General features: G+C 73.9%; 18 protein-coding genes. 12 read left to right on the top strand and 6 right to left on the bottom strand.

What is annotated here, in order from left to right; genetic code table 11:
* Nucleotides 1-13: 13 nt before the first annotated feature.
* The 12 genes from FS793_RS09100 (at nucleotide 14) to FS793_RS09045 (ending at nucleotide 19649) form a co-directional block, all read left to right on the top strand.
* The gene (locus tag FS793_RS09100) at nucleotides 14-1960 is read left to right on the top strand and encodes a hypothetical protein (protein ID WP_144720177.1); all 1947 of its coding nucleotides are present in this window, start codon (nucleotides 14-16) and stop codon (nucleotides 1958-1960) included.
* A gap of 155 nt (nucleotides 1961-2115) precedes the next feature.
* Nucleotides 2116-3318 (top strand): methionine synthase, encoded by a 1203-nt coding sequence (locus tag FS793_RS09095; RefSeq protein WP_144720176.1) that lies wholly within the window; start codon nucleotides 2116-2118, stop codon nucleotides 3316-3318.
* Between the two features lie 147 nt (nucleotides 3319-3465).
* Complete coding sequence (locus tag FS793_RS09090) at nucleotides 3466-4035, top strand: putative glycolipid-binding domain-containing protein (RefSeq protein ID WP_144720175.1); 570 nt, start codon at nucleotides 3466-3468, stop codon at nucleotides 4033-4035.
* A 75-nt stretch (nucleotides 4036-4110) separates the two neighbouring features.
* A complete protein-coding gene (locus tag FS793_RS09085; protein WP_144720174.1) occupies nucleotides 4111-5100 on the top strand; it encodes an alpha/beta hydrolase in 990 nt (329 codons plus the stop codon).
* Between the two features lie 153 nt (nucleotides 5101-5253).
* Nucleotides 5254-6723 carry an FAD-binding oxidoreductase gene (locus FS793_RS09080; RefSeq protein WP_144720173.1) on the top strand — a complete coding sequence of 490 codons (1470 nt, stop codon included), beginning with the start codon at nucleotides 5254-5256 and terminating at the stop codon, nucleotides 6721-6723.
* Nucleotides 6724-7013: 290 nt separating this feature from the next.
* Nucleotides 7014-7676 carry a GAF and ANTAR domain-containing protein gene (locus FS793_RS09075; RefSeq protein ID WP_186329417.1) on the top strand — a complete coding sequence of 221 codons (663 nt, stop codon included), beginning with the start codon at nucleotides 7014-7016 and terminating at the stop codon, nucleotides 7674-7676.
* On the top strand, nucleotides 7673-8404 hold the full coding sequence (locus FS793_RS09070) for a GAF and ANTAR domain-containing protein (protein ID WP_144720171.1): 732 nt from the start codon (nucleotides 7673-7675) through the stop codon (nucleotides 8402-8404). The genes FS793_RS09075 and FS793_RS09070 overlap by 4 nt, the downstream gene beginning before the upstream one ends.
* Nucleotides 8405-8537: 133 nt before the next feature.
* The gene (locus tag FS793_RS09065) at nucleotides 8538-9245 is read left to right on the top strand and encodes a CPBP family intramembrane glutamic endopeptidase (protein WP_144720170.1); all 708 of its coding nucleotides are present in this window, start codon (nucleotides 8538-8540) and stop codon (nucleotides 9243-9245) included.
* A 151-nt stretch (nucleotides 9246-9396) separates the two neighbouring features.
* Nucleotides 9397-9942, top strand: coding sequence for an NYN domain-containing protein (locus tag FS793_RS09060; RefSeq protein WP_144720169.1), 546 nt, complete (start codon nucleotides 9397-9399; stop codon nucleotides 9940-9942).
* 117 nt (nucleotides 9943-10059) lie between these two features.
* Nucleotides 10060-10905 (top strand): Cof-type HAD-IIB family hydrolase, encoded by an 846-nt coding sequence (locus tag FS793_RS09055; protein WP_186329416.1) that lies wholly within the window; start codon nucleotides 10060-10062, stop codon nucleotides 10903-10905.
* Nucleotides 10906-11142: 237 nt separating this feature from the next.
* On the top strand, nucleotides 11143-15318 hold the full coding sequence (locus tag FS793_RS09050; protein ID WP_186329415.1) for a fibronectin type III domain-containing protein: 4176 nt from the start codon (nucleotides 11143-11145) through the stop codon (nucleotides 15316-15318).
* Nucleotides 15319-15557: 239 nt separating this feature from the next.
* The gene (locus FS793_RS09045) at nucleotides 15558-19649 is read left to right on the top strand and encodes a fibronectin type III domain-containing protein (protein ID WP_144720166.1); all 4092 of its coding nucleotides are present in this window, start codon (nucleotides 15558-15560) and stop codon (nucleotides 19647-19649) included.
* 96 nt (nucleotides 19650-19745) lie between these two features.
* Here the strand turns inward: FS793_RS09045 and FS793_RS09040 are convergent, their stop codons facing one another.
* The 6 genes from FS793_RS09040 to FS793_RS09015 form a co-directional block, all read right to left on the bottom strand.
* The gene (locus FS793_RS09040) at nucleotides 19746-20624 is read right to left on the bottom strand and encodes a carbohydrate kinase family protein (RefSeq protein WP_144720165.1); all 879 of its coding nucleotides are present in this window, start codon (nucleotides 20622-20624) and stop codon (nucleotides 19746-19748) included.
* A 4-nt stretch (nucleotides 20625-20628) separates the two neighbouring features.
* Nucleotides 20629-22182: a glycoside hydrolase family 32 protein gene (locus tag FS793_RS09035; RefSeq protein ID WP_260980095.1), complete on the bottom strand. Its 1554-nt coding sequence runs from the start codon at nucleotides 22180-22182 to the stop codon at nucleotides 20629-20631.
* 106 nt (nucleotides 22183-22288) lie between these two features.
* Complete coding sequence (locus FS793_RS09030; RefSeq protein WP_144720163.1) at nucleotides 22289-23779, bottom strand: glycoside hydrolase family 32 protein; 1491 nt, start codon at nucleotides 23777-23779, stop codon at nucleotides 22289-22291.
* Entirely contained in the window at nucleotides 23776-24795 is a 1020-nt protein-coding gene (locus FS793_RS09025; protein WP_144720162.1) for an ABC transporter ATP-binding protein, read from the bottom strand. Before FS793_RS09025 ends, FS793_RS09030 begins: the two co-directional genes overlap by 4 nt.
* Nucleotides 24792-25697 carry an ABC transporter ATP-binding protein gene (locus FS793_RS09020; RefSeq protein WP_144720161.1) on the bottom strand — a complete coding sequence of 302 codons (906 nt, stop codon included), beginning with the start codon at nucleotides 25695-25697 and terminating at the stop codon, nucleotides 24792-24794. The genes FS793_RS09025 and FS793_RS09020 overlap by 4 nt, the downstream gene beginning before the upstream one ends.
* Entirely contained in the window at nucleotides 25694-26713 is a 1020-nt protein-coding gene (locus FS793_RS09015; RefSeq protein ID WP_144720160.1) for an ABC transporter permease, read from the bottom strand. Before FS793_RS09015 ends, FS793_RS09020 begins: the two co-directional genes overlap by 4 nt.
* Nucleotides 26714-26721: the final 8 nt, after the last annotated feature.

Here is a 26721-nt window from a genome sequence, read left to right as displayed (position 1 = left end):
GCCCGCCTACGGGATGCCGACCGGCACGATCCCGCAGCAGCAGCAGCAGCAGCCCCGACAGCCGCCGAGCCCCTCGGCGCCGCGCCCGTCGCGGCGAGCGCCCGACGGACGCACCACCCTCGCTCGCGTGCTGCGCGCATGGTGGGCCGGCCGCATCCGCCGCCTCGTGCCTCGCGGCGTGCCCTGGACCGCCGTGGCCTTCGCCGTCGTGCTGCTCGCCGCGTGGGTGCTGCTCGCCGACATCCTCATCACGCCCGGGGTCGTCATGGAGTACCCCGGCGAGACGCCGAGCCGCGACTGGGGACACGACGTCGTCGGCTGGATCGCCCTGCAGATCACCTTCGGGCTCGGCTTCGCGTCGGTGACGATGCTGCTGCTCACGGGCAAGCCGTGGCACCGATGGGTCGCGGTGGCGGCGACGGTGCTCTCGAGCGCGATCACGCTCGAGGTGGTCGTCTCCGGGCCCGGCCAGGGACTGCCGTGGATCGCTGGCATCGGGGCCGCCGGCCTCGCAGCCTCGTCGCTCGCGGCGCTCGCCGTCTTCCTCGCGCGGCCCCGCGTGCACCTGGCGGTGGCCTCGGGCGTCGCGCTCGCGATCCAATGGGGGCTCGTCACGTGGGTCGGAGCGGTCGAGCCGACGCAGTGGGTGTTCCTGAAGGCGTGGACCGACCTCGCGTTCCCCGTGGTCGTCGTCGTCGGCTTCGTCGCGATCTTCGCGGTGGCGCTCTACGCGCAGCAGGTGCACGGTCGTGCCGATCGCATCGGCCGGCGCATCCTGCTGGCCAGCTGGGTGCCGATCGTCGCCGCAGCCGTCGCGCTGGCGGTCGTCGTGGTGCGGATGGGGCCGCTCTCGCGCCTCTTCGGCGAGCTGGATGCGAACCTGTGGGGCATCGGCCCGTGGCAGTCGTGGCCGCACGCGGCGTTCGTCGGTGCGCTGGTCGTGTGGCTCGTCGCGCGCTCGGGGCGGCGGCCGCTGCGGCCCCGCGGGCACCTGCTCGCGATCGGCACCCTCGCGGTGGTCGCCGGCTGGGCGCTCGTGTCGTTCGTGCTCGCGTACCTGCTGCTCACGTTCGTCACCGCCGATGGCGACGAGGCGGCTGCCATCACCGCGAGCATCATCCCGCCCGGCAACATCCCCGGGCTCGCGCTGCTGCCGATCCTGCTGCTCGTGCCCATCCTCGTGCCGTACTTCCGGCGCTCGACCGGGCGCGTCGGCGCGATCGTGGGGCTCGCCGTCGCGCTGCCGCTGCAGCTGTGGCTCGTCGCGTCGATCGACCTCGACCTGCGCATCCCCCGGTTCACGGCCTCGCCCTCGCAGATGGCCTTCGCGATCCTCGCGGCGGTGCTGGCGCTCGCGATCGTCGGTGCGGTGCGAGGCCGCGACGTCGTCGACCGCCACCTGCTGCTGCGTCTCGCGCTCGTGCCGGTGCTGACCCTGCACGCGGGGCAGCTGCTGCCGGGCGTGTGGAAGGACGACCTCGAGCAGGCGCTCGTCGTCGCGCTGAGCCTCGCCGGACTCTTCCTGCTCGGCGCTCCCCGCACGGGCACGAAGGAGGGGAACGCGCGGGCGATCGTCATCCCGTTCGCGGCGCAGGTCGCCGTGCTCGGCTCGGTGATCGTCGCGCGCACGATGGGTGCGCTCACCGACGACGAGACGACGACGATCTCGGTGCTGTACCTCACGATCCCGCTCTCGGCCGTGCTCTGCTGCCGCATCGAGGACGCGTCGGATGCCTGGACGCACCGGGCGTCGACGGTCGACCTGCAGACGATGCGGCGCGACCGGGCGCCCGGTCCGGTCGTGGCCGCGGGCGGATGGGGTGGGGCGCCGACGGGGCACGTGCCGCAGCCGTGGGGTGGACGCCCGGGGCCGGGCACGGCGCCGGCGCCGCCGCCAGCGCCCGGACCGCACCCGGCTCCACCTCCGCAGCAGCCGTCGCCGCCGAACCCGCCCCGCTGAGCCGGTCACGCGCAGCGATGTGCACGCGAGCGAGTCGGCATCCCCGCATGCGGCCCTGCCGCTCCGCTCCCGTGCACATCTCCCGCGCCGCACGCATGACGCCCCGCGTCGCCCCGCCTCGCGACCGCATGCCCGCGCGACCTAGCGTCGGGAGCATGACCGCCCCCATCCAGACCACCACCGCGGGCAGCCTGCCGCGCACCGCCGCACTGCTCGAGGCCAACCGCTCGCGCGCGCTCTCGGACGACGGCTTCACGTTCCAGCCGTCGGGCGAGCACGAGGCCGCGGTCGGCGCGGCCGTCGCCGACGTCGTCGCGAAGCAGCGGGAGGCCGGGATCACGCTCGTCGGCGATGGCGAGTACGGGCACACGATGCGGGCGGCCATCGACTACGGCGCCTGGTGGACGTACTCGTTCCAGCGCTACTCGGGCCTGTCGCTCACCGACACCGACTTCTTCACGCCCGAGCCCGTGCTGTCGAGCCCGGGCGACGTGCGCCTCACGGCCTTCCTCGACCGTCGCGACTTCACGGCGTTCGCCGAGGCGTACGCCGACCCGTCGGCGGGCATCGGCACGGGCGAGCAGGCGACGGCGTTCCCGACCACGACGAGCGCCATCGCGTTCACGGGGCAGGAGCAGGTCGCCGCCGACATCCGCAACCTGCAGGCGGCGCTGCAGCCCGGCGAGCAGGGCTTCCTCACGGCGATCTCGCCCGGCAGCGCCGCGCGCGTCGGCAACCAGCACTACGCGTCGGAGGAGGAGCACATCTTCGCGTGGGCGGATGCAGTGCGCGAGGAGTACAAGGCCATCACCGATGCGGGCCTCGTCGTGCAGATCGACGACCCGTCGCTCGCCGAGAACTTCGACCAGATCCGTCCCGAGCCGAGCGTCGAGGACTACCAGCGCTTCACGCGCATCCGCATCGAGGCGCTCAACCACGCCATCCGCGACCTGCCCAAGGAGCTCGTGCGCCTGCACCTCTGCTGGGGATCGTGGCACGGCCCGCACACGACCGACATCGAGCTGCGTCACATCCTGCCCGTCGTGCTCGACGCGAACGTCGGCTCGCTGTCGTTCGAGGCTGCGAACGTGCGCCACGAGCACGAGTGGACCGTGTGGAGCGAGCTGGGCGACGCCGTGCCCGACGACCTCGTGCTCGCTCCGGGCATCGTGAGCCACGCGACGAACGTCGTCGAGCATCCCGACCTGGTGGCGCAGCGCATCCAGCGCTTCGTCGACGTCGTGGGCCGCGACCGCGTCGTCGCGTCGACCGACTGCGGCCTCGGCGGCCGCGTGCACCAGCAGATCGCGTGGGCGAAGCTCGCGTCGCTCGGCGAGGGCGCGCGTCGCGTGCGCTGATCTACGCAGACTCGACGGCCCGCACGCTGCACGCGTGCGGGCCGTCCGTACGTGCCCCGAAGTCGTGCGGATGACGCACGCAAGGGGTGCACGCGTCCAGGTCGCGGGCGTACCGTCGCGCCAGGGACCTGGCGTGAGGAGGTCGGGATGCGCATGTACGCCTGGCAGCGATCCGACGAGTCGACGGGATACGGCGTCGCCCGCGTCTCGGCGATCGACGGCGGCCGCCGATACCAGGGCACCGAGGTGCTCGCGACGCCCGCGGCGGTGTCGTGCTCGTTCACGATCGACGTCACGCACGAGTCGCGTCCCGTGCGGGCGATCGTGCGCGCGTTCTCGACCGCGGGTTCGCGCGTCGTCGAGCTCGGGACCGACGGGTGGCGATGGACGGTCGACGGCACGCACCGGCCGATCCTCGACGGCGTCACCGACGTCGACGTCGCCGCGACCCCGCTCACGAACACCATCCCCATCCGTCGCCTCGGCCATCTCGGCGTGGGGGAGGAGGCGGTGATGGCGGTCGCGTGGATCGACGTGCCGACGCTCGTCGTGCGCCGCGTGCAGCAGACGTACACGCGGCTCGAGCCCGTCGACGGCATGGATGCGTGGCGCTACGAGGACCTCGATCACGGCGGCTTCACGCTGCTCGTCGACGCCGACGGCGTCGTGGTCGACTACCAGGGCTTCGCCACGAGGGTGCTGCCGGCGCGCAGCTGACGCTCGGGCGCGCCGGGGCCGCCGCCGCGTATCGTCGGGCGCACGGTCGCGCCGCCGCGACCCGGAAGGACGCACATGAGGCTCTCCACCGCAGCGATCCTGGGCGTCGGCGCGGTGCTCGGAGGCGTCGCCGCCCGCCGGCACGCGGCCGCGCTGCGGGTCGATCCGCAGTACCGCTCGCCCGTGCTCCTGCTGCCCGACCTGCCGCTGGTGCATCCGCTCGCCGCGCTGTCGCGCTCGGTGCCCGCGCGTCCCGGACGCATCGCCGACGGCGTCGTCGTCACCGATCGCATGGTGCCGGGCCGCGACGGGCCGATCCGCGTGTGGATCCACGACGCGACGCGCGCCGGCGACGAGCCGACGCCCGCGTACCTGCACATCCACGGCGGTGGATTCGTGCTCGGCGATCCCGTGTCCTCGCACGAGCGCTGCTCGACGATCGCCGCCGAGCTGGGCATCCGCGTCGTGAGCGTCGACTACCGGCTCGCGCCCGAGCATCCGTTCCCGGCCGCGCTCCACGACTGCGTCGACGTGCTGCGCTGGATGGCCGAGACCGCCGACGCCGAGGGCATCGACGCGTCGCGCATCGCGGTCGGGGGCGAGAGCGCCGGCGGCGGGCTCGCGGCCTGCACGGCCCAGGCGGCGACCGATCTGAGGCTGCCGCTCGCCTTCCAGCTGCTCGTCTACCCGATGCTCGACGATCGCACGCGCGCTCGCGTCGACGATCGCGGCCGCTACGTGTGGTCGGCCGCGTCGAACCGGTACGGCTGGCGCTCGTACCTGGGCGACGCCGACCCGGGGACGCCGTACGCGGCAGGTGCGCGCAGGGCCGACCTGACGGGGCTGCCGCCCGCGTGGATCGGCGTGGGCGCGCTCGACCTGTTCCACGCGGAGGACGTCGCCTACGCCGACCGTCTGCGCGCCGACGGCGTCGCCGTCGAGCTCGTGGAGGTGCCCGGCGCGTACCACGGGTTCGACGCCCTGCGACCGGCGGCGCCGGGCGTGCAGGCGTTCGAGCGCCGGATGCGCGAGGCGCTGCGGACGGGCCTGGGCCTCCCCGCCTGACCCCTCCCGGCTGCGTATCGCAGGCGATGCCGCGATCCGAGGGGAATGCTCCCTTGGCTCGCCGAATCGCCTGCGAAACGCAACGGGCCGCATCCCGAGCGGTCGGTCGCGACCCCGGGCGTAGTGTCGAAGGACGCGCGAGGAGGGGTGCACATGGCGGTCGTCGACGAGCTGCGGATGCGGTTGCGAGCAGAGCAGGTGGTGACCGACGACGCGACCCGCGAGGCGTACGCGCACGACGACGCCGAGTGGGCGCCGTACGCGCCGCCGGCCGCGGTCGTCTTCGCGGAGTCGCTCGACGACGTCGTCGCGACGGTCGAGGTCGCGAACGCCACGGGCACGCCGATCGTGCCGCGCGGCGCGGGCACGGGCTTGTCGGGCGGCGCGAACGCGATCGCGGGCTGCATCCTGCTGAGCCTCGAGCGCATGACGCGCATCGTCGAGGTCGACGTCGACGAGCGCTTCGCCGTCGTCGAGGCGGGCGTGCTCAACGACGACCTGCGCCGCCACGTCGCGACCCACGGCCTCTGGTACCCGCCGGATCCGGCGAGCCAGGCGATCTCGACGATCGGCGGCAACGTCGCCACGAACGCCGGCGGCATCTGCTGCGTGAAGTACGGCGTCACCACCGACTACGTGCTGGGCCTCACGGTCGTGCTCGCCGACGGCCGCGTCGCGCGCGTCGGCCGCGCGACGGCGAAGGGCGTGACGGGCTACGACCTCACGTCGCTCCTCGTGGGCAGCGAGGGCACGCTCGCCATCGTCGTCGAGGCCCGCGTGAAGCTGCTGCCGCTCGCCGGCCGCGAGGATCGCGTCGTCGTGGGCACGTTCTCGGCGCTGTCGGATGCGGGCGACGCGGTCGCGTCGATCGCGCGCGACGGCATCGTGCCTGCCGCGCTCGAGCTCGTCGACCGCACGTGCCTCGCCGCCGTGAACGCCTGGCAGGGGCTCGGCATCCCCGACGACGCCGCGGCCATGCTGCTCGTGCGCGTGGACGAGGTGGGGCAGGCGGGCGAGCGGCTCGCCGAGCGTGTGGCAGCGCACCTCGCTGCAGCGAACGCATCCGGCATCGAGCGCGCCTCCGACCCCGACGAGATCGACCGCCTCTTCCTGGCGCGACGCCTCGCGTACCCGGCGCTCGAGCGACTCGGCCCCGTGCTCACCGAGGACATCTGCGTGCCGCGCATGCAGGTGCCCGCGATGCTCGCGCGCATCGAGGCGATCGCCGACGAGGCCGACGTGACGATCGCGAACATCGCGCACGCGGGCGACGGCAACCTGCATCCGCTCATCGTCGTCGCGGCGGACGACGCGGATGCGCGGGCCCGCGCGAAGGTCGCGTTCGACCGCATCGTCGACGAGTGCCAGGATCTCGGCGGCACCGCGACGGGCGAGCACGGCGTCGGCCTGCTGAAGCTGCCCGCCGCCGCGGCGGAGATCACGGGCGTCGAGCTCGACCTGCACGTCGCCGTGAAGCACGCCTTCGACCCGCGCGGCCTGCTGAACCCCGGCAAGGCATTCCCGTCGGCGGGGCTCGCGGGCGGCATCGGCCAGGTGATCGACCTCGTCGGCGCGCACGAGCCGCCCGCGCCGCCCGCCGCCTTCGGATCGATTGGGCAGTAGTGGTTCGCGCAGCGGCGTGTCGTCAGCCACTGCTGCCCAATCGAGCGACACCCCCGTTCCAGCGGGCGGATGCTCGATGCGATCGAGAGCTCCGCCGCGTGGGGCCACGGGGTCCGGGTGGCGATGTCGCTCCCAGCATGCGACGCATGGTTCGCGCGGTCAACAGGTGCGGGGCGACTCGCAGCGCGCACGCAGGATCGCGAGGTGCGTAGTGTGGGGGGGAGCGATCCATGACGGAACCCGTCCGACCCCTGCATCGCGCCGGAAGGCGAGCGATGTCGAGTGCGGCGATGACCCCTGGTGACCTGAGCGCGGCGTTCGTGGCGTCGACGGGCCTCGATGGTGCTGCCATCACGACGTTCGCCTCCGGCCCCGGCGCAGAGACGATGGACGCGTCCGATGCCACCTCTGCGCGCATCGACGAGCTGCAGCTCGACCTCGGCATCGGCCCGGGCTGGGATGCGCACGCGACGCAGGCGTCGGTGCTCGCGTCCGACCTCGCGCGCGACGAGCGATGGCCCGCGCTGCGCGACGCATGCCTCGCCCTCGGATCGAGGGCGCTCTTCGCCTTCCCCCTGGCGTTCGGCGGCATGCGCATCGGTGCCGTCACGACCTACGCGGCCGAGCCGCGCACGCTGGACGACGACGTGCTCGCGCGACTGACCGAGCGCACGCGGTCGGCGTCGATGCTGCTGCTGCTCGACACGGTGCGCGAGGCGGATCGGGACACGAGCCGCAATCCTCGCTCCCGGCGCACGGTGCATCAGGCGACGGGCATGGTGCTCGCACGGTTCGGCGTCTCGGCGCCCGACGCGCTGGCGCTGCTGCAGGCGCACGCGTACACGGTCGGCCTCCCCGTCGCACAGGTGGCCGCGGATATCGTGGAGGGGCGGTCGCGGTTCCTCGATCCCGAGCCGGCGGCGACCGACGGTCTGGGTGAGGAGCGACCATGAGGGCGACCACACGAGAACGAGAGCTGCTCGAGACCTTCGTGGCCCTGTCGGACACGCTCGTCGTCGACTACGACGTCGTCGAGCTCATGCAGCTGCTCGTCGATCGCAGCGCGGCGCTGTTCGACGCCGTGTCGTCGGGCGTGCTGCTGTCGGATGCCCAGGGCCGCGTCGAGGTGCTCGCATCGACCGACGAGGATGCGCGGCTCATCGAGCTCATGCAGCTCGAGCGTGGCGCGGGGCCGTGCCTCGAGGCGCTCGCGACCGGCGAGGTCGTCGCGGTGCCCGACGTGCGCGAGGTGCGCGAGGAGTGGTCGGGCTTCCGCGATCAGGCGCTCGCGCTCGGCATCCATGCGGCGTGCGCCGTGCCGATGCGGCTGCGCGGCACGACCATCGGGGCGCTGAACCTGTTCCGAGCGCGACCCGGCGAGTTCGACGTCGACGACCTCGCGGTCGTGCGCGCGTTCGCCGACGTCGCGACGATCGGCGTGCTGCACCAGTGGGCGATCGTCGAGGCCGACGCCGTGCGCACGCAGCTCACCTACGCGCTCGACAGTCGCGTCGTCGTCGAGCAGGCGAAGGGCGTGCTGGCCTTCCGGCACGGCATCGACGTCGAGGCGGCGTTCTCGCTGATGCGCGCGCACGCGCGCGCGACGCGACAGCCGATCACCGACGTCGCGCGCCGAGTGGTCGCCGGCGACGCCGCCGTCTCGCCGCCCGCGGCGGACTGACCGGACCGGGCGGGCAGGCGCTCCGCCCCGCTCCCGCCCATCCGCTCCCTGAGGTGCGAGCGCAGCGAGCCTCGAAGGGTGCCCCACCCACCCGCTTGACCCGGCCCCAGGGGCACGGTGTCGAGTGGATGCCATGCGCGACACGACCCTCGCCCCCGCCCCCGCCCCCGCGATCCAGCGCCCCGGCGTTCCCGAGCTGCTCGCCGGCGCCGTCGCCTTCGCGATCGGCCTGGCCGCCACGGTCTGGCTCTTCTCGACGTTCGAGCTCGACGGCGTCGCCGCCGGACTCGTGCAGTACGCCCTGTCGGGTTCGCTCGGCCTCCTCGGCTTCGCGGCCGCGTGGGTCGTGCGCATCCGCCGGCTGGATGTGCTCGGCGTGCGCCGCGCCTCCGGCCGCTGGCTCGCGATCGGCGCCGTCTCCGGCCTCGGCACCTTCGCGCTCGGGCTGCTCGCGAGCCTCGTGCTGAGCCTGTTCATGCCGGCGCCCGAGAACATCCAGGCCGACTACCAGTCGGCTGCCGCGGGCGGCGCGCTCGCCCTCGTCGCGACGCTGCTGCTCGGCGCCGTGCTGACGCCGCTGGGCGAGGAGGCCTTCTTCCGCGGCGTCGTCGCGAACGCGCTCGGCCGCTTCTCGGCATGGGTGTCGGTGCCGGTGAGCGCCGCGATCTTCGCGCTCGTGCACGGCATCAACGCCGTGCTGCTCACCGCGTTCATCGTCGGCATCGCGACGGCGCTGCTGTTCCGGCGCACCGGATCCATCTGGCCCGGCGTGCTCACGCACGTCGTGCACAACGCGCTCGCGATCGCCTTCCCCCTCGTCCTCACGGCACTGCTCGGCTGACCCGTTCGGCGGCGGGCTGCGTTTCGCAGGCGATTCCGCCTCTCGAGGGGAATGCTCCCTCCAGACCCGGGATCGCCTGCGAAACGCATCCAGGCCCGGCCCAGACCCCCGCATGCAGCCCACCCCGCTCGCGGCGCAGTACGGTCGAGCCATGACCGAGCGCACCACCTACCTCCTCGTCGACGGCGAGAACATCGATGCGACGCTCGGCCAGTCGGTGCTCGGTCGCCGACCCGAGCCGCACGAGCGACCGCGCTGGAACGTGCTGCTCGACCACGCCGAGCAGGAGTGGCAGCAGCCCGTGAAGGGCCTCTTCTTCCTCGCCGTGCAGGAGACCCTGCCGATGTCGTTCGTGCAGGCGCTGCTCGCGATGGGCTACACGCCCGTGCCGCTGCAGGGCGAGGGCAAGGTCGTCGACATCGCCATCCAGCGCACGGCGGATGCGCTGCGCGATCGCGACGCCGACGTCATGCTCGTGAGCCACGACAGCGACTTCGCCCCGCAGATGACGGCCCTCGCCGACGGCTCGCGCCGCGTCGGCATCGTCGGCTTCGCGGAGTTCATGGCGTCGAGCCTGCGCGCGGTGCCCGGCGTCGAGTCGTTCGACCTCGAGTACGACGTGCTCGCGTTCAAGAGCCGCCTGCCGCGCGTGCGCATCATCCCGATCGACGAGTTCGACCCGGCGCTGTTCCTCTGAGTCGCGAGGCGGCGCGCCCCGCGACGCCCGCCGATTCGCCGCCGTCCACCCGCGAGTGGTGGGATGGATGCGGTGGGCTGCGCCCGCCCCACCCGACCGACGAGCCGAGAGGCATCCATGCCGCACGCATCCGGCGCCCGCGTCGTCTTCCTCGACGTCGACGGCACGATCATGGACCACACGGCGCGCATGGCCGAGTCCACGGTCGAGGCGGTGCGGCGCGCGCGGGCGAACGGCCACACGGTGCTGCTCGCCACGGGGCGCGCGCCGGGCGAGGTGCCCGAGCACGTCGCGGCGATCGGCTTCGACGGCGCGATCACGGCGGGCGGCGGCTACGCGGCGATCGGCGACGAGCAGGTGCTCGAGCGCACGATGGATGCCGAGCTCACGGCGCGCATGGTCGCGGTGTTCGAGGATGCCGGCGTCGACTACTACCTGCAGGCGTACGACGGCGTCTACCCGACCGAGCACGTGCACCTGCGCTACGCCGACTACCTGCGCGAGCACGCGGGCGAGACGTTCGACGGCATCGAGCCGCACGAGCATCCGCGCGTGCGTCCGCTCGTGCAGACGGAGCCACTGCCGCTCGAGGGCATCGCGAAGGCGATGTTCATCGGCGAGGACCTCGGTCTCTTCGCCCGCATCTCCAAGGCGCTCGGGCCCGACTTCCACGTGATCACGGGCACGATGCCGCACCTGGGCTCGGCGTCGGGCGAGGTGTCGCGCGCCGGCGTCACGAAGGGCGCGGCGATCGAGGCGGTGCTGCCGCTGCTCGGCTTCACGGCCGACGACGCGATCGGCATCGGCGACTCGTCGAACGACGTCGAGATGTTCGACGTCGTCGGGGTCGGCATCGCGATGGCGGATGCGGTCGTCGAGGTGCGCGATCGGGCGTCGGAGTCGACGACGGGCGTGCTCGACGACGGCATCTGGAACGCGTTCGTGCGGCACGGGCTCGTCTGACGGACCACGTGATCGCCCGCCGGCCCCGCTGAAGCCGGAGGCCCGGGCAAGTGGGCTCGTCGGCTGCCCAGAGCGAGGCATCCGACAGGTCGGCCACCGATCGCCGGAGCGGCCCGAGCCATGCGTCGAAGATTCCTCGACGAACATGCTCGCACTGCGCATGCGCACCCCTATGCTGAGCCTGACTCAACTTCCTTGCGTGGCATCTCGGTCTCGCGCACGAGCCGAAGGCACCCGATGGCCCCCGCATCCGCCGTCCTCCCCGCCCGCCCCCGTCGCAGGATCCGCGCAGCCGTCGCGCTCGTCGCAGCCGCAGCCACGGCACTCGCCGGCGTGACGCTCGTGGCGCCCGCCGCGCCTGCGCAGGCCGCGGGCGCGGTCGACCAGTCCAACGAGCAGATCGGCGGGCGCGGCACCTACTCGATGTGGGGTGGCTCGGGGATCACCCAGCAGTTCGTCGCCGGTGCGGCGGGCTCCGTCGACGCGGTCGACGTCTACCTCGGCGCATTCTTCGGCCCCTCTGCATCGCAGCTCACGGTCACGGTCGCGGTCGAGGTCGCGGGAGTGCGCGGACCCACCGTGACGATCACTCCGACCCCGTCGGCATGGAACCACGTCGAGCTGCCGTCGGCGTCGCCCATCGCTGCAGGCGCCGTGGGTCGCATCGTGGTGCGCTCCGTGGGGCCGTCGAACTCGGGCATCACCGTGCCGAACAACGACGGCTACGGGCCGGCGAGCTCGCTGCACCCCGCTGCGTTCGACATCTCCTTCCGCACGTACCTCGTGCCGGCCGTGGCGCCGCACATCGAGGGCGCGACCCCGGATGCGCTCCTCGGTCGCGACTACGCCAGCACCCTGCAGGTCTCCGGCTCGCCGACCCCCGCCGTGCGCGTCTCGGCAGGCGCCCTGCCGCCGGGCATCACGCTGTCGACGACGGGCGTGCTCTCCGGCCGACCCACGCAGGTCGGCGACTTCGCGTTCACCGTCGAGGCGACGAACGTCGGTGGCTCGGCCACCCTCCAGGGGGCGATGTCCGTGCGCGACCCGCTGCCGACTCCACCGCAGGACCTGCGATTCGAGTATCGCGGCGGCGCGGTGGTCGTGAGCTGGAGCCCGCCCGCATCGATGGGCACGGGCACCTTCCAGCACTACGAGATCTCGACGAGCCTGCCCATCCCGAGCTCCCGCACGACCGACACGAGCCTCGCGTACGAGCTGGGGCTCGGTGAGAGCGCGCAGTTCTCGGTCACGGTCGTGACGAGCGAGGGCACGGGGCCGGCAGCGACCGCCACGGCGACGTACATCGTGCCGCCGTCCGAGCCGCTCGGCATCACCGCCCAGCCGCAGGGCGATCAGGCGATCGCCGTGCGATGGCATGCGCCTGCGGAGTCGGGAGGCTCGCCCGTGCAGTCGTACGTCGTGCAGTACCGCGGCAACAGCACCACGTGGACGACCGCGCCCGCGAGCGCCGTCTCGGGCACGAGCGCCCTCATCACCGGGCTCTCGCCCAGCTTCTTCCACCAGTTCCGCGTCGCGGCGGTCACCGCGGGGGGCCAGGGCGCCTTCAGTGCCCTCGCCTACGCCCGCCCCATCACGCTGCCCTCCGCGCCCACCCTCGGCACGGTGACCTCCGGCGACGGCGCCGTGCAGCTCGCGTTCACGGCGCCCTCGTCCGACGGCGGCTCGCCCATCACGGCCTACCGCGTCGAGCGGCTCGTGGCCGGCTCCTGGGTGACCCTGCAGGAGGCACCGGGACAGGTCTCGGGCGCCACCGTGCGCATCGAGGGTCTCGTGAACGGCGAGGTGCACACGCTGCGCGTCGTCGCCGTGAACGCCGCGGGCACGGGTGCGCCCTCCGCGCAGGCCTCGATCGTGCCCAGCCGCGTCGCGGATGCGCCGGGCTCGCTCGCGATCGTGCCCGGCGACGGTCGTGTCGACGTCTCGTGGACGGCGCCCGCCGACGGCGGCGCCGCCATCACCGGCTACGTCGTCGAGGTGCAGGTCGCGGGCGGCGCGTGGTCGCCGGTGGCGCCCTCCCGCATCGTCGGCACCACGGCATCCGTCGATGGCCTCGTGAACGGCACGTCGGTCGCGGTGCGCGTGGCGGCGATCAACGCTCGTGGCACCGGCCCGTGGTCGTCGATCTCCGCGACGCCCCGCACGGTGCCCGACGCGCCCGCGGTCGCATCCGCGACGCCCGGCGACGGCGCCGTGACCCTCGACGTCGAAGCACCCGCGAGCGACGGTGGTGACCCCGTGACGGGCTACGTCGTGCAGCAGCGCATCGCAGGCGGCGCGTGGGCCGCGCCGGTGGAGGTCGCGTTCGACGACGCCTCGGTCGTGGTCTCGGGCCTCGCGAACGGCGTCGCGGTCGAGCTGCGCGTCGCTGCGCAGAACGCGGCAGGCGTCGGCGCGTGGAGCACGGTCGTCTCGGTGACGCCGCGGACCGTTCCGGACGCGCCGACCGGCCTCTCGGTCGAGGCTCGCGATGCTGCCGTGTGGATCACCTGGGCACCGCCCGCATTCGACGGCGGCGCCGCCATCGACGCCTGGCGCGTCGAGATGCGCGCCGACGGTGGCGCGTGGCGCACGATCCCCGTGGTCGTGTACGGCGGGAGGCGTGCGCTCGTCGACGGGCTGTCGAACGGCGTGGCGTACGAGGTGCGGGTCTCCGTGGGCAATGCGGCCGGCTTCGGCGCGCCGAGCGACGTCGTCTCCGCGACGCCGTTCACGCTGCCGGAAGCGCCCACGGCCCTCGCAGCGACGCCGGGCGACGCCTCCGTGCAGCTCGCCTGGTCTGCGCCGACCTTCGACGGTGGCGCCGACGTCACGTCGTACGCGGTCGAGCTGCGACCCGAGGGCACCGACGAGTGGATCGTGTCGAACGCGGTCTCGCTCGACGGCACGACGGCGAGCGTCGGGGGGCTCGAGAACGGCGTCGCCTACGAGCTGCGCGTCGCTGCCATCAACCCGGCCGGACGCGGCCCGTGGGTGCAGGCATCCTCGACGCCGCGTACCGTGCCCGACGCGCCGACGGCCGTGACCGCGTCGCCGCGCTCCGGCGGCATGGCCGTGACGTGGGAGGCGCCCGGGTTCGACGGCGGCGCCGCCCTCGGCGGGTACGTGCTGGAGATCCACCGCTGGGGCGACCGCACCGAGCTCGAGGAGCCGGTCTGGATCGCGCCCGAGTCGGTGACGTTCGACGGCGCATCCGCGATCGTCGACGGGCTCGTCGACGGCGCGGCGTACAGCGTGCGCATCGCCGCGGTCACCGTCGCCGGGCAGGGCGCCTGGAGCGAGCCGGCCAGCACGACGCCGCGCTCGCTGCCCGGAGCGCCCGTCGATCTCCTGGCCTTCCCGAGCAGCGGCCGCGTGCAGCTGACGTGGGCGCCGCCCGTCTCCGACGGCGGCGCGGCGATCGAGGGCTGGGCGATCGAGCACCGCGTCGTCGGCGACGACGCGTGGACCACGCCGACCGACACCGAGGGCACGCAGAACCTCGTCACCGTGCTCGGGCTCGACGACGGCACCGCGTACGAGTTCCGCGTCGCGGCCATCAACGCCGCGGGCACGGGACCGTGGAGCGCAGTGGCGTCGGCAACGCCGACAGGGCTCGCGGACGCCGTGCAGGGCCTGGCTGCGACGCCCGGCGATCGTCGGGTGGAGCTGTCGTGGGATGCGCCGCAGTGGGACGGCGGCACGCCGGTGCTCGAGTACCGCGTCCTGGTCTCGACCGAGCTGGGGACGCCGGTGCTGCCGCAGGTCGTCGTCGACGGCACCACCGCGGTCGTCACGGGGCTCGAGAACGGCACGCCGATCGTGCTCACGGTGGTCGCCGTGAACGCGAACGGCTGGGGCACTGCCGCGGGAGTCTCCACGACGCCGTTCGCGTTCGTGCCGACGATCCTCGGGCCGGACGGCTCGGAGGTCGACGGCTCCACGCTGCGCGCAGGCGACGAGCTCGTGGTCCGCGCGTCGGATCTGCCGGCCGGCGCCGAGGCCGTCGTCGAGCTGCACTCGACGCCCATCGTGCTCGGTCGGGGCATCGTCGACGCGAACGGCGACCTCGCGGTGACCGTGACGATCCCGGAGGGCGTGACGCCGGGGGAGCACGAGATCGTCGTGCGCCTCCTCGACGCCGGAGCCGAGGTCGCGCCCATCCGCGTGCCCGTCACGATCGCCGCTCCGATCGTGACGCCGCCCGTGGTCGAGCCGCCCGTCGTGCAGCCCCCGGCGATCGCGCCCGTCGCGCCCGCGCCGGTCGCCGTCGCGCCCGCAGCAGCGGCTCCCTCGGCAGGCGGTGCGGGGCAGCTGCCGCGCACCGGCCTCGACACGCTGCTGCCGATGCTGCTGCTGGGCGCCGCGCTGCTCCTCGTGGGCGCCGCTGCGCGCAGGCGGTCCGCGCGACGGTGATGCGTGCCGCGCCCGCCCGATCCCTCGATCCGGCGGGTGCGGCACGACTGCAGACGCAGGCGTCCGCCCGACGCGACGTCGTCCGACGGGGCCGCCGGCCGGGTCGGGATGCCGCTGCGAGGCACCCAGCTCGAGCCATCTCCTCGGCGTGGCTAGGCGAACGAGGATCCCTCGACCTATCCTGAGCGAGATTCATCTGCCGCAGCGGCCCGGTCGGCGCTCCATGCCGAAGGCGACCCATGGCACACGCAGCCCGCACCGCATCCGTCCGCACCCTCCGCAGCCTGCTGGCCGGCGCTTCCGCCGTCGCGGTCGCGCTCGGCGGCCTGGTGCTCGCGCCAGCGCCCGCCGCGCAGGCGGCGAGCACGATCGATCAGCAGAACCCACGGTCCGCCGTCGACTTCGTCTTCGACGCCGAGGTCCCGTTCGAGGAGACGCAGACCTTCACCGCCGGCCGCACGGGCCTGCTCGACGCCGTCGACTTCGACGTCTACGAGATCGCCGCACCGGGCACCACCATCACGGCCACGCTCTCGGCCGTCGGTGGCTCGGCGCCGATCGCAGGGTCGGGATCCGCGCAGGTGCTGAGCACCGGCTGGCTGCACATCCCGATCTCGCAGCCGCCGACCGTCCGGGCCGGCTCGACCTACATGGTCACGTTCACCGGCTCCGGGTCCGGCATCGTCCGGTTCTCGACGAACGAGAACTATCCGGGCGGGATCTCCGGCGGGGGCGACGATCTCGTCTTCCGCACCTACGTCGATCCGGGCACCCCGCCCGGGGTCTCAGGCACGCTGCCGCGGGCGATCGTCGGTCAGTACTACACGGCGATGCTCGGTCTCGGGGGCACGCCGAGGCCTACCGTCCGCGTGGCGTCCGGCTCGCTGCCGCCGGGCGTCAGCCTGTCGTCCGACGGCATCATCGCCGGCCAGCCGTCGGTGGTGGGCCGCTACGACTTCACGGTCGAGGCCTCGAACCAGAACGGCATCGCGACCTTCGCCGCGAGCATCGTGGTCGACGGCACGGCACCGGGCAGCGTGCGCGACCTCGCGGTTCGACAGGAGGGCACCAGCGTGGTGGCCACCTGGTCGCCGCCGATCCAGTCCGGTGGCGCACCCGTCACCTATGTCGTGCGCGCCGGTAACGGACCCTCGCAGCCGAGGAACTCGACGTCGTTCGCCTTCCCGCTCGCGCCGGGCGAGACGGTACGCATCTGGGTCGCCGCGGTCAACCAGTACGGCCAGGGACCCGAGACGAGCGTCGACGCCACTCGGGTCACGGCGCCGTCCGCGCCTGCCGCGCCCACCGTGGTCATGGAGTCGTCGGGCGTGGTGCGCGTAACCTGGCAGCAGCCCGCGCTCAACGGCGCCCCGCTGCAGCACTACGTGGTCCAGCCCATGCAGGGCGGGACGATCACCGTCGCCCCCGCCGCTGGGACGTCGATCCTCGTCCCCGTCTCGCTCGGCATGACCCACCAGTTCCGCGTCGCGGCGGTGAACGCCGCGGGACAGGGTCCGTTCAGCCAGTACGGCAGCGTCTACGTGCCGGCGACACCGGGCGCGCCCACCGGGCTCGTGGCCTCCACGACCCTCGACACCGTGCGGCTCGACTGGGTCGCTCCGTTCGACGCATACGGCACGCCCGTGCAGCAGTACGTCGTCGAGCGCCTCGTCGGCGGCGTCTGGGTGCAGCACGCCACCGTTCCGGGCAGCCGGGTCGGCACGTACGTCACCGGGCTGCCGCTCGGCGAGGTCTCGCAGCTGCGTGTGCGCGCGCAGAACATCTCGGGGCTCGGCCAGCCGTCGACCTCCGTGTCGGTGCAGCCGATGCGCCAGCCGGATGCGCCGACCGGGCTCGAGACCAACCCGGGCGACGGCACCATCGACGTCGCGTGGATGGCGCCGGCGGAGGACGGTGGCTCGGCGATCACCTCGTACCTCGTGCAATACCGCGTCGGCGCGGGCGCGTGGATCGACCTGCCCGAGGAAGCGATCGACGGCACGTACGCGTGGATCACGGACCTCGCCAACGGCGTCGAGGTGCAAGTGCGCGTCGCCGCCCGCAACGACCTCGGCCTCGGCGCGTTCGCCACCGTGACGGCGACGCCCCTTGCCGTGCCCGGCCAGCCCATCGACGTCGTCGCGGTGGGCGGCGACCGATCCATCGCCCTGACGTGGGCGGCGCCGACCGACGACGGCGGCGTCGACGTGATCGGCTACCTCGTGCAGCAGCGCATCGCAGGCGGCGAGTGGACGGATGTCTCGAGCGTCGCGGGCACGGAGCTCGTGCTCGGCGACATCGCCAACGGCACGAGGGTCGAGCTGCGGGTCGCGGCGACCAACGAGGTCGGCACCGGCCCGTGGAGCACGGTCGTCACGGCGATCCCGCACACGCTCGCGGCGGCGCCCACCTGGCAGTCCGTCGCTCCGCATGCGGGCGGCGCGGTGCTGACGTGGACCGCGCCCGATGGCGGCGGCCTGCCGATCGACTGGTACGTCGTCGAGCTCCGCGCGCCGGGCGGCGACTGGTCGATCATGGACCGGGTGCCGGGGTCGCAGAGGTTGGCGTTCCTGTCCAACCTCGTCGACGGCGTGACGTACGAGGTGCGCGTCCACGCCGTGACCGGCGGAGGCGACGGTGCCTTCAGCGCCGTCGAGACGTTCACGCCGCGTCGTGCGCCTGACGCTCCGACGTCCATCGTCGCGACGCCCGGTTCGGGCAGCGTCGGCGTGACGTGGTCGGCTCCCGCGTTCGACGGCGGCGCTGCGATCACCGGCTACGTCGTCGAGCACCGCGAGGTCGGCACCACGGAGTGGACGGCGCTCGAGCCGGTCGCGTCCACGTCGGCGAGCATCGCGTCGCTCGAGAACGGCACCGCGTACGAGGTGCGCGTCGCCGCGGTCACCGAGGCCGGTCGCGGTCTCTCGTCGGAGGCAGTCACCGTCGTGCCGCGCACGGTGCCGGATGCGCCGACGGGTGTCGTGGCCGTGCCGGCATCCCAGGCGATCGCCGTCGAGTGGGATGCGCCCGCCTGGGACGGCGGTGCCGAGATCACCGACTACGCGCTCGAGCTCCACGTCGTCGGCGATCTCGACGACGACGGCCAGCCGCGCTGGGTCGCGCCGGCGTCGGTCGATCGCGATGGCACGACCGCGGTGGTCTCCGGACTCGTCGACGGACTCGAGTACGAGGTGCGGGTCGCGGCCGTGAACGCAGCCGCCGCGGGTGCGTGGAGCGCGACCGCCTCTGCGACGCCACGGTCGGTGCCCGATGCACCCGCGACGCTCGAGGCGGCGGCGAGCGCGGGTGCGGTGACGCTGACGTGGTCGGCTCCGGCGAGCGACGGCGGCGCGCGCATCCTGTCGTGGGCCGTCGAGCATCGGATCGCGGGCACGCAGGAGTGGACGACGCCGGCCGGGCTCGAGCAGTCGTCGGCGACCGGCGCCCTCGTCTCCGACCTCGCCGACGGCACCGCCTACGAGTTCCGAGTCGCGGCGGTCAACGTCGCGGGCGCCGGCGCATGGAGCGACGTCGTCACGGCGACGCCGAGCAGGGTCTCGGATGCGGTCGAGGCGCTGGCTGCGACCGTCGGCGACGGCGTCGTGACGCTGCACTGGGACGCCCCGGCCTTCGACGGCGGCTCGCCGATCGTCGACCACGTCGTGACGGCGACGATCGATGGCGCGGTCGTGCCCGCCGGCGTCGCGATGGGTGCCGACGGCACCTCGGCGATCGTGTCGGGCCTGACCAACGGCGTGCCCGTCGCGCTGTCGGTCGCGGCCGTGAACGCGAACGGCGTCGGCGCTGCCGCCGCGGTGGTGGCCGAGCCCTTCCGCTTCGCGCCGATCCTGCTCGGTCCAGATGGCTCCGCGCTGGAGGGCTCGACGCTGCGTGCGGGAGACGTCGTCGACGTGCGCGCCGCCGGGCTGCCGGTCGGCGCGGTCGCCGTCGTCGAGCTGCATTCGACGCCCATCGAGCTCGGCCGCGGCGTCGTGGATGCCGACGGCGTGCTCGCGATGTCGGTGACGATCCCGGCGGGCGTCGAGCCCGGCGCGCACGAGATCGTCGTGCGCCTCGAGGCCGCGGGCGCCGAGACGCAGACCGTCCGCACCCCTGTGTCGATCGCCGCGCCGATCGTCACGCCGCCCGTGGTCGATCCGCCCACCAGTGCCGTCGCACCCGCACCGGTCGCATCGGCGCCGCAGGCTGCGGCCGGGTCCGATGGGCTGCCGCGCACCGGCGTCGAGCTGCTGCTCCTGCCGATGCTGCTCGCCGGCGCCGCGCTCGTGCTCGGCGGCGCGGCGGTGCGCCGTCGCTCGTCGGCGCGCTGAGCGGCGCTCGGTGCGATTCAGCCGCCGCGTCCGCCGGGGCGCGGCGGTCGAGCTCGCGCGATCGTCCTCGTCGGCCAGCCCGACGACGGGTGGTCGTCAGACGAGCTCGGCAGCCCAGGGCAGATCGGCGCCGCGACGCCCGACCGTGATCGCCGCTGCCGCCATGGCTCGCTCGCCCAGGTCGCGCAGCTCGGACGCGCCGTCGGGGATGCGGTCGAGCGCCAGCAGCCCGTCGATGAGAGCGGCCATGCACGTGTCGCCGGCGCCGATGGTGTCGACGGCATCCGTCGTGGCGCTCGCGACCCGCGCTCGGGCGGTCCCCGCCGCGAGGCTCGCGCCGTCGGCACCGCAGGTCAGCACCACGAGCGAGGGGCCCATGGCGCCGATCGCGTCGAGCACGGCGTCGGCGTCGAGGTCGGGCAGCAGCCATGCGGCGTCCTCGTCCGAGAGCTTCACGACGTCGGCGGTCGCGGCGAGCCGGGCGAAGGTCGCGGATGCTGCGGCTCGGTCGGGCAGCAGCGAGGGCCGCACGTTGGGGTCGAGCGTGATCCAGCGGGCCGCCGAGGTGCGCACCGCCTGCTCGACGACGCGACCGCCCGGCGCGAGGAACGCCCCGACGGAGCCGACGTGCAGCACCGTCGCTGCGACGGCCTCGATGCGATCGACCGTCCACGTCACGTCGAACGCGTAGTCGGCGCTGCCATCCGCGCCGATCGTCGCGATGGCGGTCGAGGTGCGGTCGGCGTCGAACGACGACGGCAGCACGTGCACGTCGCTCGCCGCGAGGTGCGCCGCGATGGCGCCGCCGTGCGCGTCGGGGCCGAGCTGCGTGCGCAGCGCGACCCGCCGCCCGAGACGTCCGAGTCCGAGCGCCACGTTGGCGGGGCTGCCGCCGGGTCGCTCGGTGCGCACGCCGTCGTCGACGAGCACGTCCATGATCGCCTCGCCGACGACGCACGCGTCGAACGCGGGCATCCGGTCAGTCGACACGCAACTCCACCACCTCGAGGGTCGCGAACGTCGCGCTGCCGCCGTGCGCGTAGAGGCGGATGCGGTCGTCGCCGGGCAGCGGGAACACGCGATGCGAGTGCACCTCGCTGCCGTCGCCGACGAAGAGCTCGACGCTCGCACGGTCGACGAGCACCCGCATCGGCAGCGTGCCCGAGCCGGGGTCGATGGGCGTCTGGCTCTCGCCGCCCGTCGGGTTGAACGTCGGGCGACGGTTGACGTAGGCGTAGCGGTGCTCGAGGGTCGCGCCCAGGGCGACGTGCCGGCCGCCTCCCGGCGCGCGTCGCACCTCGACGCCGACGTTCGCTGGCGGGTTCGCGACATCCCACCGCACCTGGCAGCGCAGCTCGTAGGCGACCGCGCGCACGTCGAGGTCGAGCGTGCCGTCGACGACGACGTCGCCGAGCGCATGCGTGCGCACGACGTGGTCTGCGAGGGCTGCGGGCGGCTGCGATGCGATGACGTATGCGCCGCCGCGGGGGTGCAGGCGCAGCTCGCGCACGATCATGTCGTCGCCGTTGTACGCGTCGGTGACGAGCGACGGGGCGTTGTGCGGGTAGTCCCAGAAGTTCGCCCAGCCGATCGCGCGCCGCAGCGTCTCGTCGACGGCACCCGAGGCGTCGTGGGCGTCGTAGGTGACGGCGCCGTAGAAGTCGAAGCCGTGGTCGAGCCAGCGCGGCTCGGCCTGCGCGGTCGTGAACGTCGCGCCGTCGAAGTGGCCGACCCAGTACGCGTAGGTCGCGGGCAGCCCGCGGGCCTTGCCGTTGGCGCTCGTGCCGAGCACCCAGTGGCGCGTCCCGTCGCTCGCGCGCATGCGGAACAGGTCGGGGCACTCCACGAGCCCCAGGCCTGCGACGACGTGCTCGCCGACGCGCGTCCACGCGTGCAGGTCGGTGGATGCGTAGATGCCGATGCGGTCGCCCTCGGCGTTCAGCAGGCACCAGCGGTCGCGGTCGTCGTCGCGCACGACCTTCGGGTCGCGGAAGTCGTGCACGCCGGGGTTCGGCAGCACGGGCGCGGCGGGGCCGGGCTGGAAGGTGCGGCCGCCGTCGGTCGAGACCCACAGGTACTGCGCCTGCACGCCGTTCGGCGCCTGCGTGAGGATGGCGACGACGGCGCCGGCGCCGTAGCCGGCGGTGTTCGCCTCGTCGACGACGACGGAGCCCGACCAGCAGTCCCCGTTGGCATTCGTGAGCTTGGGGATCGCGATGCCCTGATCGTCGAAGCGCACGTGGTCGCGCGTCGTCGCGAGCCGCCAGGCGGTGCCGCCGCCGCCCTCGAGGTAGTCCTCGTTGGCGAGGTAGTAGTACAGGTAGTCGTCGCCGACGCGGATGGGCCGCTGCGGGTCGTTCTTCCACGCCCGCGGCACGCTGAGGTGGTACGCGGGGCGGTACGTGGCGCCGGTCGCGCCGGCGCCCTGGGGGCCGTGCGGCCCATGGCCGCCGCGGTGCGCCTGCTCCGCGGTGGCGCTCAAGCCCGACGCGCTCGTGGCGATGCCGCCGAGCACGGCGCCCGTCGCGCCCATCAGCATGCTCCGTCTGGACAGGTGGTCGAGCTCCATCGCTCCTCCTCGGGGTGCGTCCGCGACGCTGCGGACGGTCGGTCGTGCTCGGTGGGGCGGTGGCCCCCGGTCATCGCCGCAGCTCGCGCTCCGGCTGCTCGGCGCCCGCCATCGGCCAGGCGATCGCTCGCGCGACGCTCGCGTCGCCGCCGATGCGGGCGCGCGTCGCGTCGGTGCGCGTCGGGTACACGCGCGCGGTCAGCGCGATGCCCTCGCAGAACGCCTCGACCGACGAGCGGTCGACGACCACGCGCAGTCGCACGACGTCGCCGTCGCCGGCCCGCGTCGGCACGGGCCCGCGCAGCGTCGACCGATCGGTCGTCGCGTCGGCGGATGCGCGGGATCGGTCGAGGATGAGCCGCAGCGCGCCGTCGACGCGCTCGACGACGACGGTCGTCGCCTCGGCGCCGTCGTCGGTCGCGAGCACGTCGAGCGCCAGGCGCTCGCCCTCGCCGACGACCGCATCCACCTCGACGTCGAGCGCGTCGCCCGACCAGTCGGCGAGCGGCTCGCCCCGCAGCACCGCGAGCTCGGGCACGGGCTCCTGCCGCACGATGCCGTCGTGGTCGAGCCACAGCGTGCGGGGCAGGGCCATCGCGCCCGACCAGCCGGCCTCCTGCATCGCCTCGTCGGTGCGGCCCTCCTGCATCCACGACCAGAGGATGCGACGGCCGGCCTCGTCGCGGTACGTCTGCGGCGCGTACGCGTGCCGCCTGCCGAGGTCGAGGCGCTGCACGCGCTCGATCCTCAGGTGGGCGCCGTCGTAGCGGCCGAGCGCGACGAGCGGCTGGAGCGTGGCGCCCTCGTGCCATGCCGAGAAGACGAGGGCGTGCAGGTCGCCGCTCGTGCCGTCGGGGGCCCCGGTCGCGGCGGTGCCGGCGTCGTCGCCCGGCAGCAGCCGGAAGAGGTCGACGCACTCCCACATCGTGCCGGTCCAGTCGGGATCGTCGAGGTCGGGGATGCCGGCGGGCAGGGTGGCGAGGGAGCCGAGCAGCCGCCAGTCGCGCAGGTCGTCGGACTCGTAGAGGAAGGCGCAGCCGCCCTCGCCGCGCACGCCGGAGCCGACGAGCTGCCGCCACGTGCCGCCCTCGCGCCACACGCAGTGGTCGCGGTAGGCGGTGAGGTCGCCGGCGGGCGGCGCCGTGATCACCGGCTGCGGCAACGGCGTCCACCGCTCGAGGTCGGCCGAGCCGACGGCCACGCACGGCAGCTCCTGCGTGCCCGACCGGCCCGAGTAGACGATGGTCGGCGTGCCGTCGTCGTCGACGAGCACGCCCGACCAGCAGCCGTCGTCGTCGGCGCCGTCGCCGGGTCGCAGCGCGATGGGCGCGTCGCGCCAGTGCACGAGGTCGTCGCTCACGGCGTGCGCCCAGTGGATGCGGTGGTGCACGGCCCCGTCGGGGTTGTGCTGGTAGAAGAGGTGGTGCGTGCCGGCGACCTGCGCGACGCCGTTGGGGTCGTTGAGCCATCCCGCAGGCGCGGTGACGTGGAAGGTCGGGCGCAGCCGGTCGGCGCGCGCCGCCTCGAGCAGCGCGTCGGCGCGAAGGGTCGTGTCGGTCATGGCTGCTCCTCCAGGGGCGAGCCCGTGGAGCTCGCCGATGCCGCGGGCGAGGCCGCGGCGTGCGTGTCGTGATCGGCGGGTGCGAGCACCCAGTGGTCGTGCTCGGCGTCGACGGTGCGACGCTCGAGGTCGGGTGCGCTCGTCCACGCGGCGATCTCGCCGCGCAGGCGCTCACGGGCGTCGCCGTCGGGAGCGCCGGCGCGCGCGGGGTCGGGCACGGCGCCCACGAGCAGTCGCGTGTAGGGATGCGCGGGCTGCGCGAGCAGCGCCATCGACTCGCCGCCCTCGACGAGACGCCCGCGATGCATGACGACGATGCGGTCGGCGAGGTAGCGCGCCGACGCGAGGTCGTGCGTGACGTAGAGCACCGCGATGCCGCGCTCGTCGCGCAGCCTCGACAGCAGGTTGAGCACGCCGATGCGCACCGACACGTCGAGCATCGACGTGGGCTCGTCGGCGAGGATGACGTCGGGCTCGACCGCGAGCACGCGCGCGATCGCGATGCGCTGCCGCTGCCCGCCCGAGAGCTCGTGCGGGAAGGCGCTGAGCACGGCCCGATCGAGGCCCACCGACTCGACGAGGGTCGCGCACCGCTCGTGCACGTCGTCGCCGCCGGTGCCGTGCAGCCGCAGCACGCGCTCGAGCACCGCCTCGACGCGGTGCGCCGGGTTCAGCGAGCCGAACGGATCCTGGAACACCATCTGCACGCGGCGGCGGTAGCCGCGGGAGGCGCCGCGGCGCTCGGTGCGCAGCACGTCGACGCCGTCGAGCTCGATGGCGCCGGTAGTGGGCTGCTCGAGCCGTGCGACGCAGCGCGCGAGCGTCGACTTGCCCGAGCCGGACTCGCCCACGAGCGCGACGATCTCGCCGCGACCGATCGCCAGGTCGACGTCGCGCAGCGCCTCGACGCCGCCGCGCCTGCCCAGGAGGCCCGATCCGCCGAACCGCTTCGACAGGCCGCGGATGCGCAGCGCGGGCGTCTGCGCGTCGACCGGGGCGTCTGCGATGGCGCTCATGCCGCCTCCTCCTGGATGGGTGCGCCGCCGGGCGCGACGAGATGGCCGGGCGCGACCTCGACGAGGTCGGGCACGTCGGTGAAGCGCACGCCCTCCGCGAGGCCCGACAGGCGCGTGCGGGGCCCGGAGATGGGCGGGAAGGCGCCCATGAGCGCCCGCGTGTACGGGTGGCGCGCGTCGTCGCGGATCGTCGCGGCGGGCGCGAGCTCGACGATGCGGCCGGCGACCATGATGCCGATGCGGTCGGAGAGCTCGAGCATGAGCGACATGTCGTGCGTGATGAACAGCACCGCGAAGTCGAGCTCGCGCTGCAGCTCGCGGATCTGCTGCAGGATCTCCTGCTGCACGACGACGTCGAGCGCCGTCGTCGGCTCGTCGAGGATGAGCAGCCGCGGCCGCAGCGCGCACGCCATCGCGATGACGACGCGCTGCCGCTGCCCGCCCGAGAGCTGGTGCGGGTAGGCGCGCAGCCGGTCGGCGTCGATGCGCACCATCGCGAGCAGCTCGCCGGCGCGACGCCACGCATCCGCCCTCGAGATGCGCTCGTGGGCGCGCAGCGTGTCGACGAGCTGGTCGCCGATGCGCATGACGGGGTTCAGCGAGCTCATCGCCGACTGGAACACCATCGCGACCTCGCGCCACCGCCACTGCCGCAGGCGGGCCGCATCCATGTCGAGCACGTCGTGCCCGTCGAAGCGGATGCTGCCGCCGGTGATGCGCGCCGGCTCCTTGAGCAGCCGCATGATGGCGTTGGCGCACGTCGACTTGCCGCAGCCGGACTCGCCGGCCAGACCGAGGATCTCGCCCTGCTCGATCGAGAACGAGACGCGGTCGGCGCCGCGCACCGAGCGTTCGTCGCTGACGTACTCCACCGTCAGGTCCTGCACCTCGAGCACGCTCATCGGGCGTCCTCCTTCCTGGCGACGGTCGTGGGGGCGGTGGCCGAGCGCGCGGTGCGCGGACGGCGGAGGCGGGGGTTCGTGACCTCGTCGACCGCGTAGTTGCACAGCGCGAGCGCGAAGGCGACGAGCGCGATGGCGAGGCCCGACGGCACGAAGATCCACCACTGGCCGATCATGAGCGCGCCGTCGCTCGAGGCCCAGAAGAGGTTCGTGCCCCACGACAGCGTGTTCGCGTCGCCGAGGCCGAGGAACTCGAGGCCCGCCTGTGCGCCGATCGCGCCGATGACGCAGGCGAGCAGCGTCGTCATGACGATCGACGCCATGTTCGGCAGCATCTCGCGCAGCATGATGCGCAGTGGGCGCTCGCCGGAGGTGATGGCGGCGCCGACGTAGTCCTTGCCGCGGATCGACATCCCCTGCGCGCGCAGCACGCGGGCGCTGCCCGCCCATCCGGTGATCACGAGCACGGCGATGACCGTGCCGAGGCCGGCGGGCAGGAAGGCGGCGAGCAGCACGAGCAGCGGCAGGCCGGGGATGAGCAGGAAGACGTTGGTGACGAGCGAGAGGGCGTCGTCGACGCGCTTGCCGAAGAACGCGCTCGTGAGGCCCACGACGATGCCGACGATCGTCGAGAGCACGCCGGCGACGAAGCCGACGAGCAGGCTCGACCGGGCGCCCCAGATGGTGAGGGCCAGCACGTCCTGCCCCTTGGCGGTCGTGCCCAGCAGGTGCTCGGCGCTCGGCGGCGTCGCGCCGCCCGAGCCGATGCGCGACGGGTCGCCGGGGAAGAGCAACGGTGCGGCGAGCGCGAGGGCGACGAACACGAGCAGGATGACGAGGCCGGCGACGGCCTTGCCGTTGCGCGAGAGCGCGCGCAGCAGGCGCAGCAGCTGCCGACCGCGCGCCCTCGGTCGCCGCTCGGGCGGGCGCGTGGCGATGGAGCGGGTGCTGGGCGGCTCGGCGGCGTCGCGCACGGCGGCGGCGTGGGCGAGCGACTCGGGGCTCTGGATCGACATGGGTGGGC

The organism is Agrococcus jejuensis (genome assembly GCF_007679035.1).
Lineage (GTDB): Bacteria > Actinomycetota > Actinomycetes > Actinomycetales > Microbacteriaceae > Agrococcus > Agrococcus jejuensis_A.
This window is presented reverse-complemented; position numbering and strand designations above follow the sequence as displayed.

Excerpts from the sequence above, each read along its gene's own strand:
- FS793_RS09100 (WP_144720177.1), top strand. The coding sequence starts at position 14 with ATGCCGACCGGCACGATCCCGCAGCAGCAGCAGCAGCAGCCCCGACAG.
- FS793_RS09095 (WP_144720176.1), top strand. The coding sequence starts at position 2,116 with ATGACCGCCCCCATCCAGACCACCACCGCGGGCAGCCTGCCGCGCACC.
- FS793_RS09090 (WP_144720175.1), top strand. The coding sequence starts at position 3,466 with ATGCGCATGTACGCCTGGCAGCGATCCGACGAGTCGACGGGATACGGC.
- FS793_RS09085 (WP_144720174.1), top strand. The coding sequence starts at position 4,111 with ATGAGGCTCTCCACCGCAGCGATCCTGGGCGTCGGCGCGGTGCTCGGA.
- FS793_RS09080 (WP_144720173.1), top strand. The coding sequence starts at position 5,254 with ATGGCGGTCGTCGACGAGCTGCGGATGCGGTTGCGAGCAGAGCAGGTG.
- FS793_RS09075 (WP_186329417.1), top strand. The coding sequence starts at position 7,014 with ATGACCCCTGGTGACCTGAGCGCGGCGTTCGTGGCGTCGACGGGCCTC.
- FS793_RS09070 (WP_144720171.1), top strand. The coding sequence starts at position 7,673 with ATGAGGGCGACCACACGAGAACGAGAGCTGCTCGAGACCTTCGTGGCC.
- FS793_RS09065 (WP_144720170.1), top strand. The coding sequence starts at position 8,538 with ATGCGCGACACGACCCTCGCCCCCGCCCCCGCCCCCGCGATCCAGCGC.
- FS793_RS09060 (WP_144720169.1), top strand. The coding sequence starts at position 9,397 with ATGACCGAGCGCACCACCTACCTCCTCGTCGACGGCGAGAACATCGAT.
- FS793_RS09055 (WP_186329416.1), top strand. The coding sequence starts at position 10,060 with ATGCCGCACGCATCCGGCGCCCGCGTCGTCTTCCTCGACGTCGACGGC.
- FS793_RS09050 (WP_186329415.1), top strand. The coding sequence starts at position 11,143 with ATGGCCCCCGCATCCGCCGTCCTCCCCGCCCGCCCCCGTCGCAGGATC.
- FS793_RS09045 (WP_144720166.1), top strand. The coding sequence starts at position 15,558 with ATGGCACACGCAGCCCGCACCGCATCCGTCCGCACCCTCCGCAGCCTG.
- FS793_RS09040 (WP_144720165.1), bottom strand. The coding sequence starts at position 20,624 with ATGCCCGCGTTCGACGCGTGCGTCGTCGGCGAGGCGATCATGGACGTG.
- FS793_RS09035 (WP_260980095.1), bottom strand. The coding sequence starts at position 22,182 with ATGGGCGCGACGGGCGCCGTGCTCGGCGGCATCGCCACGAGCGCGTCG.
- FS793_RS09030 (WP_144720163.1), bottom strand. The coding sequence starts at position 23,779 with ATGACCGACACGACCCTTCGCGCCGACGCGCTGCTCGAGGCGGCGCGC.
- FS793_RS09025 (WP_144720162.1), bottom strand. The coding sequence starts at position 24,795 with ATGAGCGCCATCGCAGACGCCCCGGTCGACGCGCAGACGCCCGCGCTG.
- FS793_RS09020 (WP_144720161.1), bottom strand. The coding sequence starts at position 25,697 with ATGAGCGTGCTCGAGGTGCAGGACCTGACGGTGGAGTACGTCAGCGAC.
- FS793_RS09015 (WP_144720160.1), bottom strand. The coding sequence starts at position 26,713 with ATGTCGATCCAGAGCCCCGAGTCGCTCGCCCACGCCGCCGCCGTGCGC.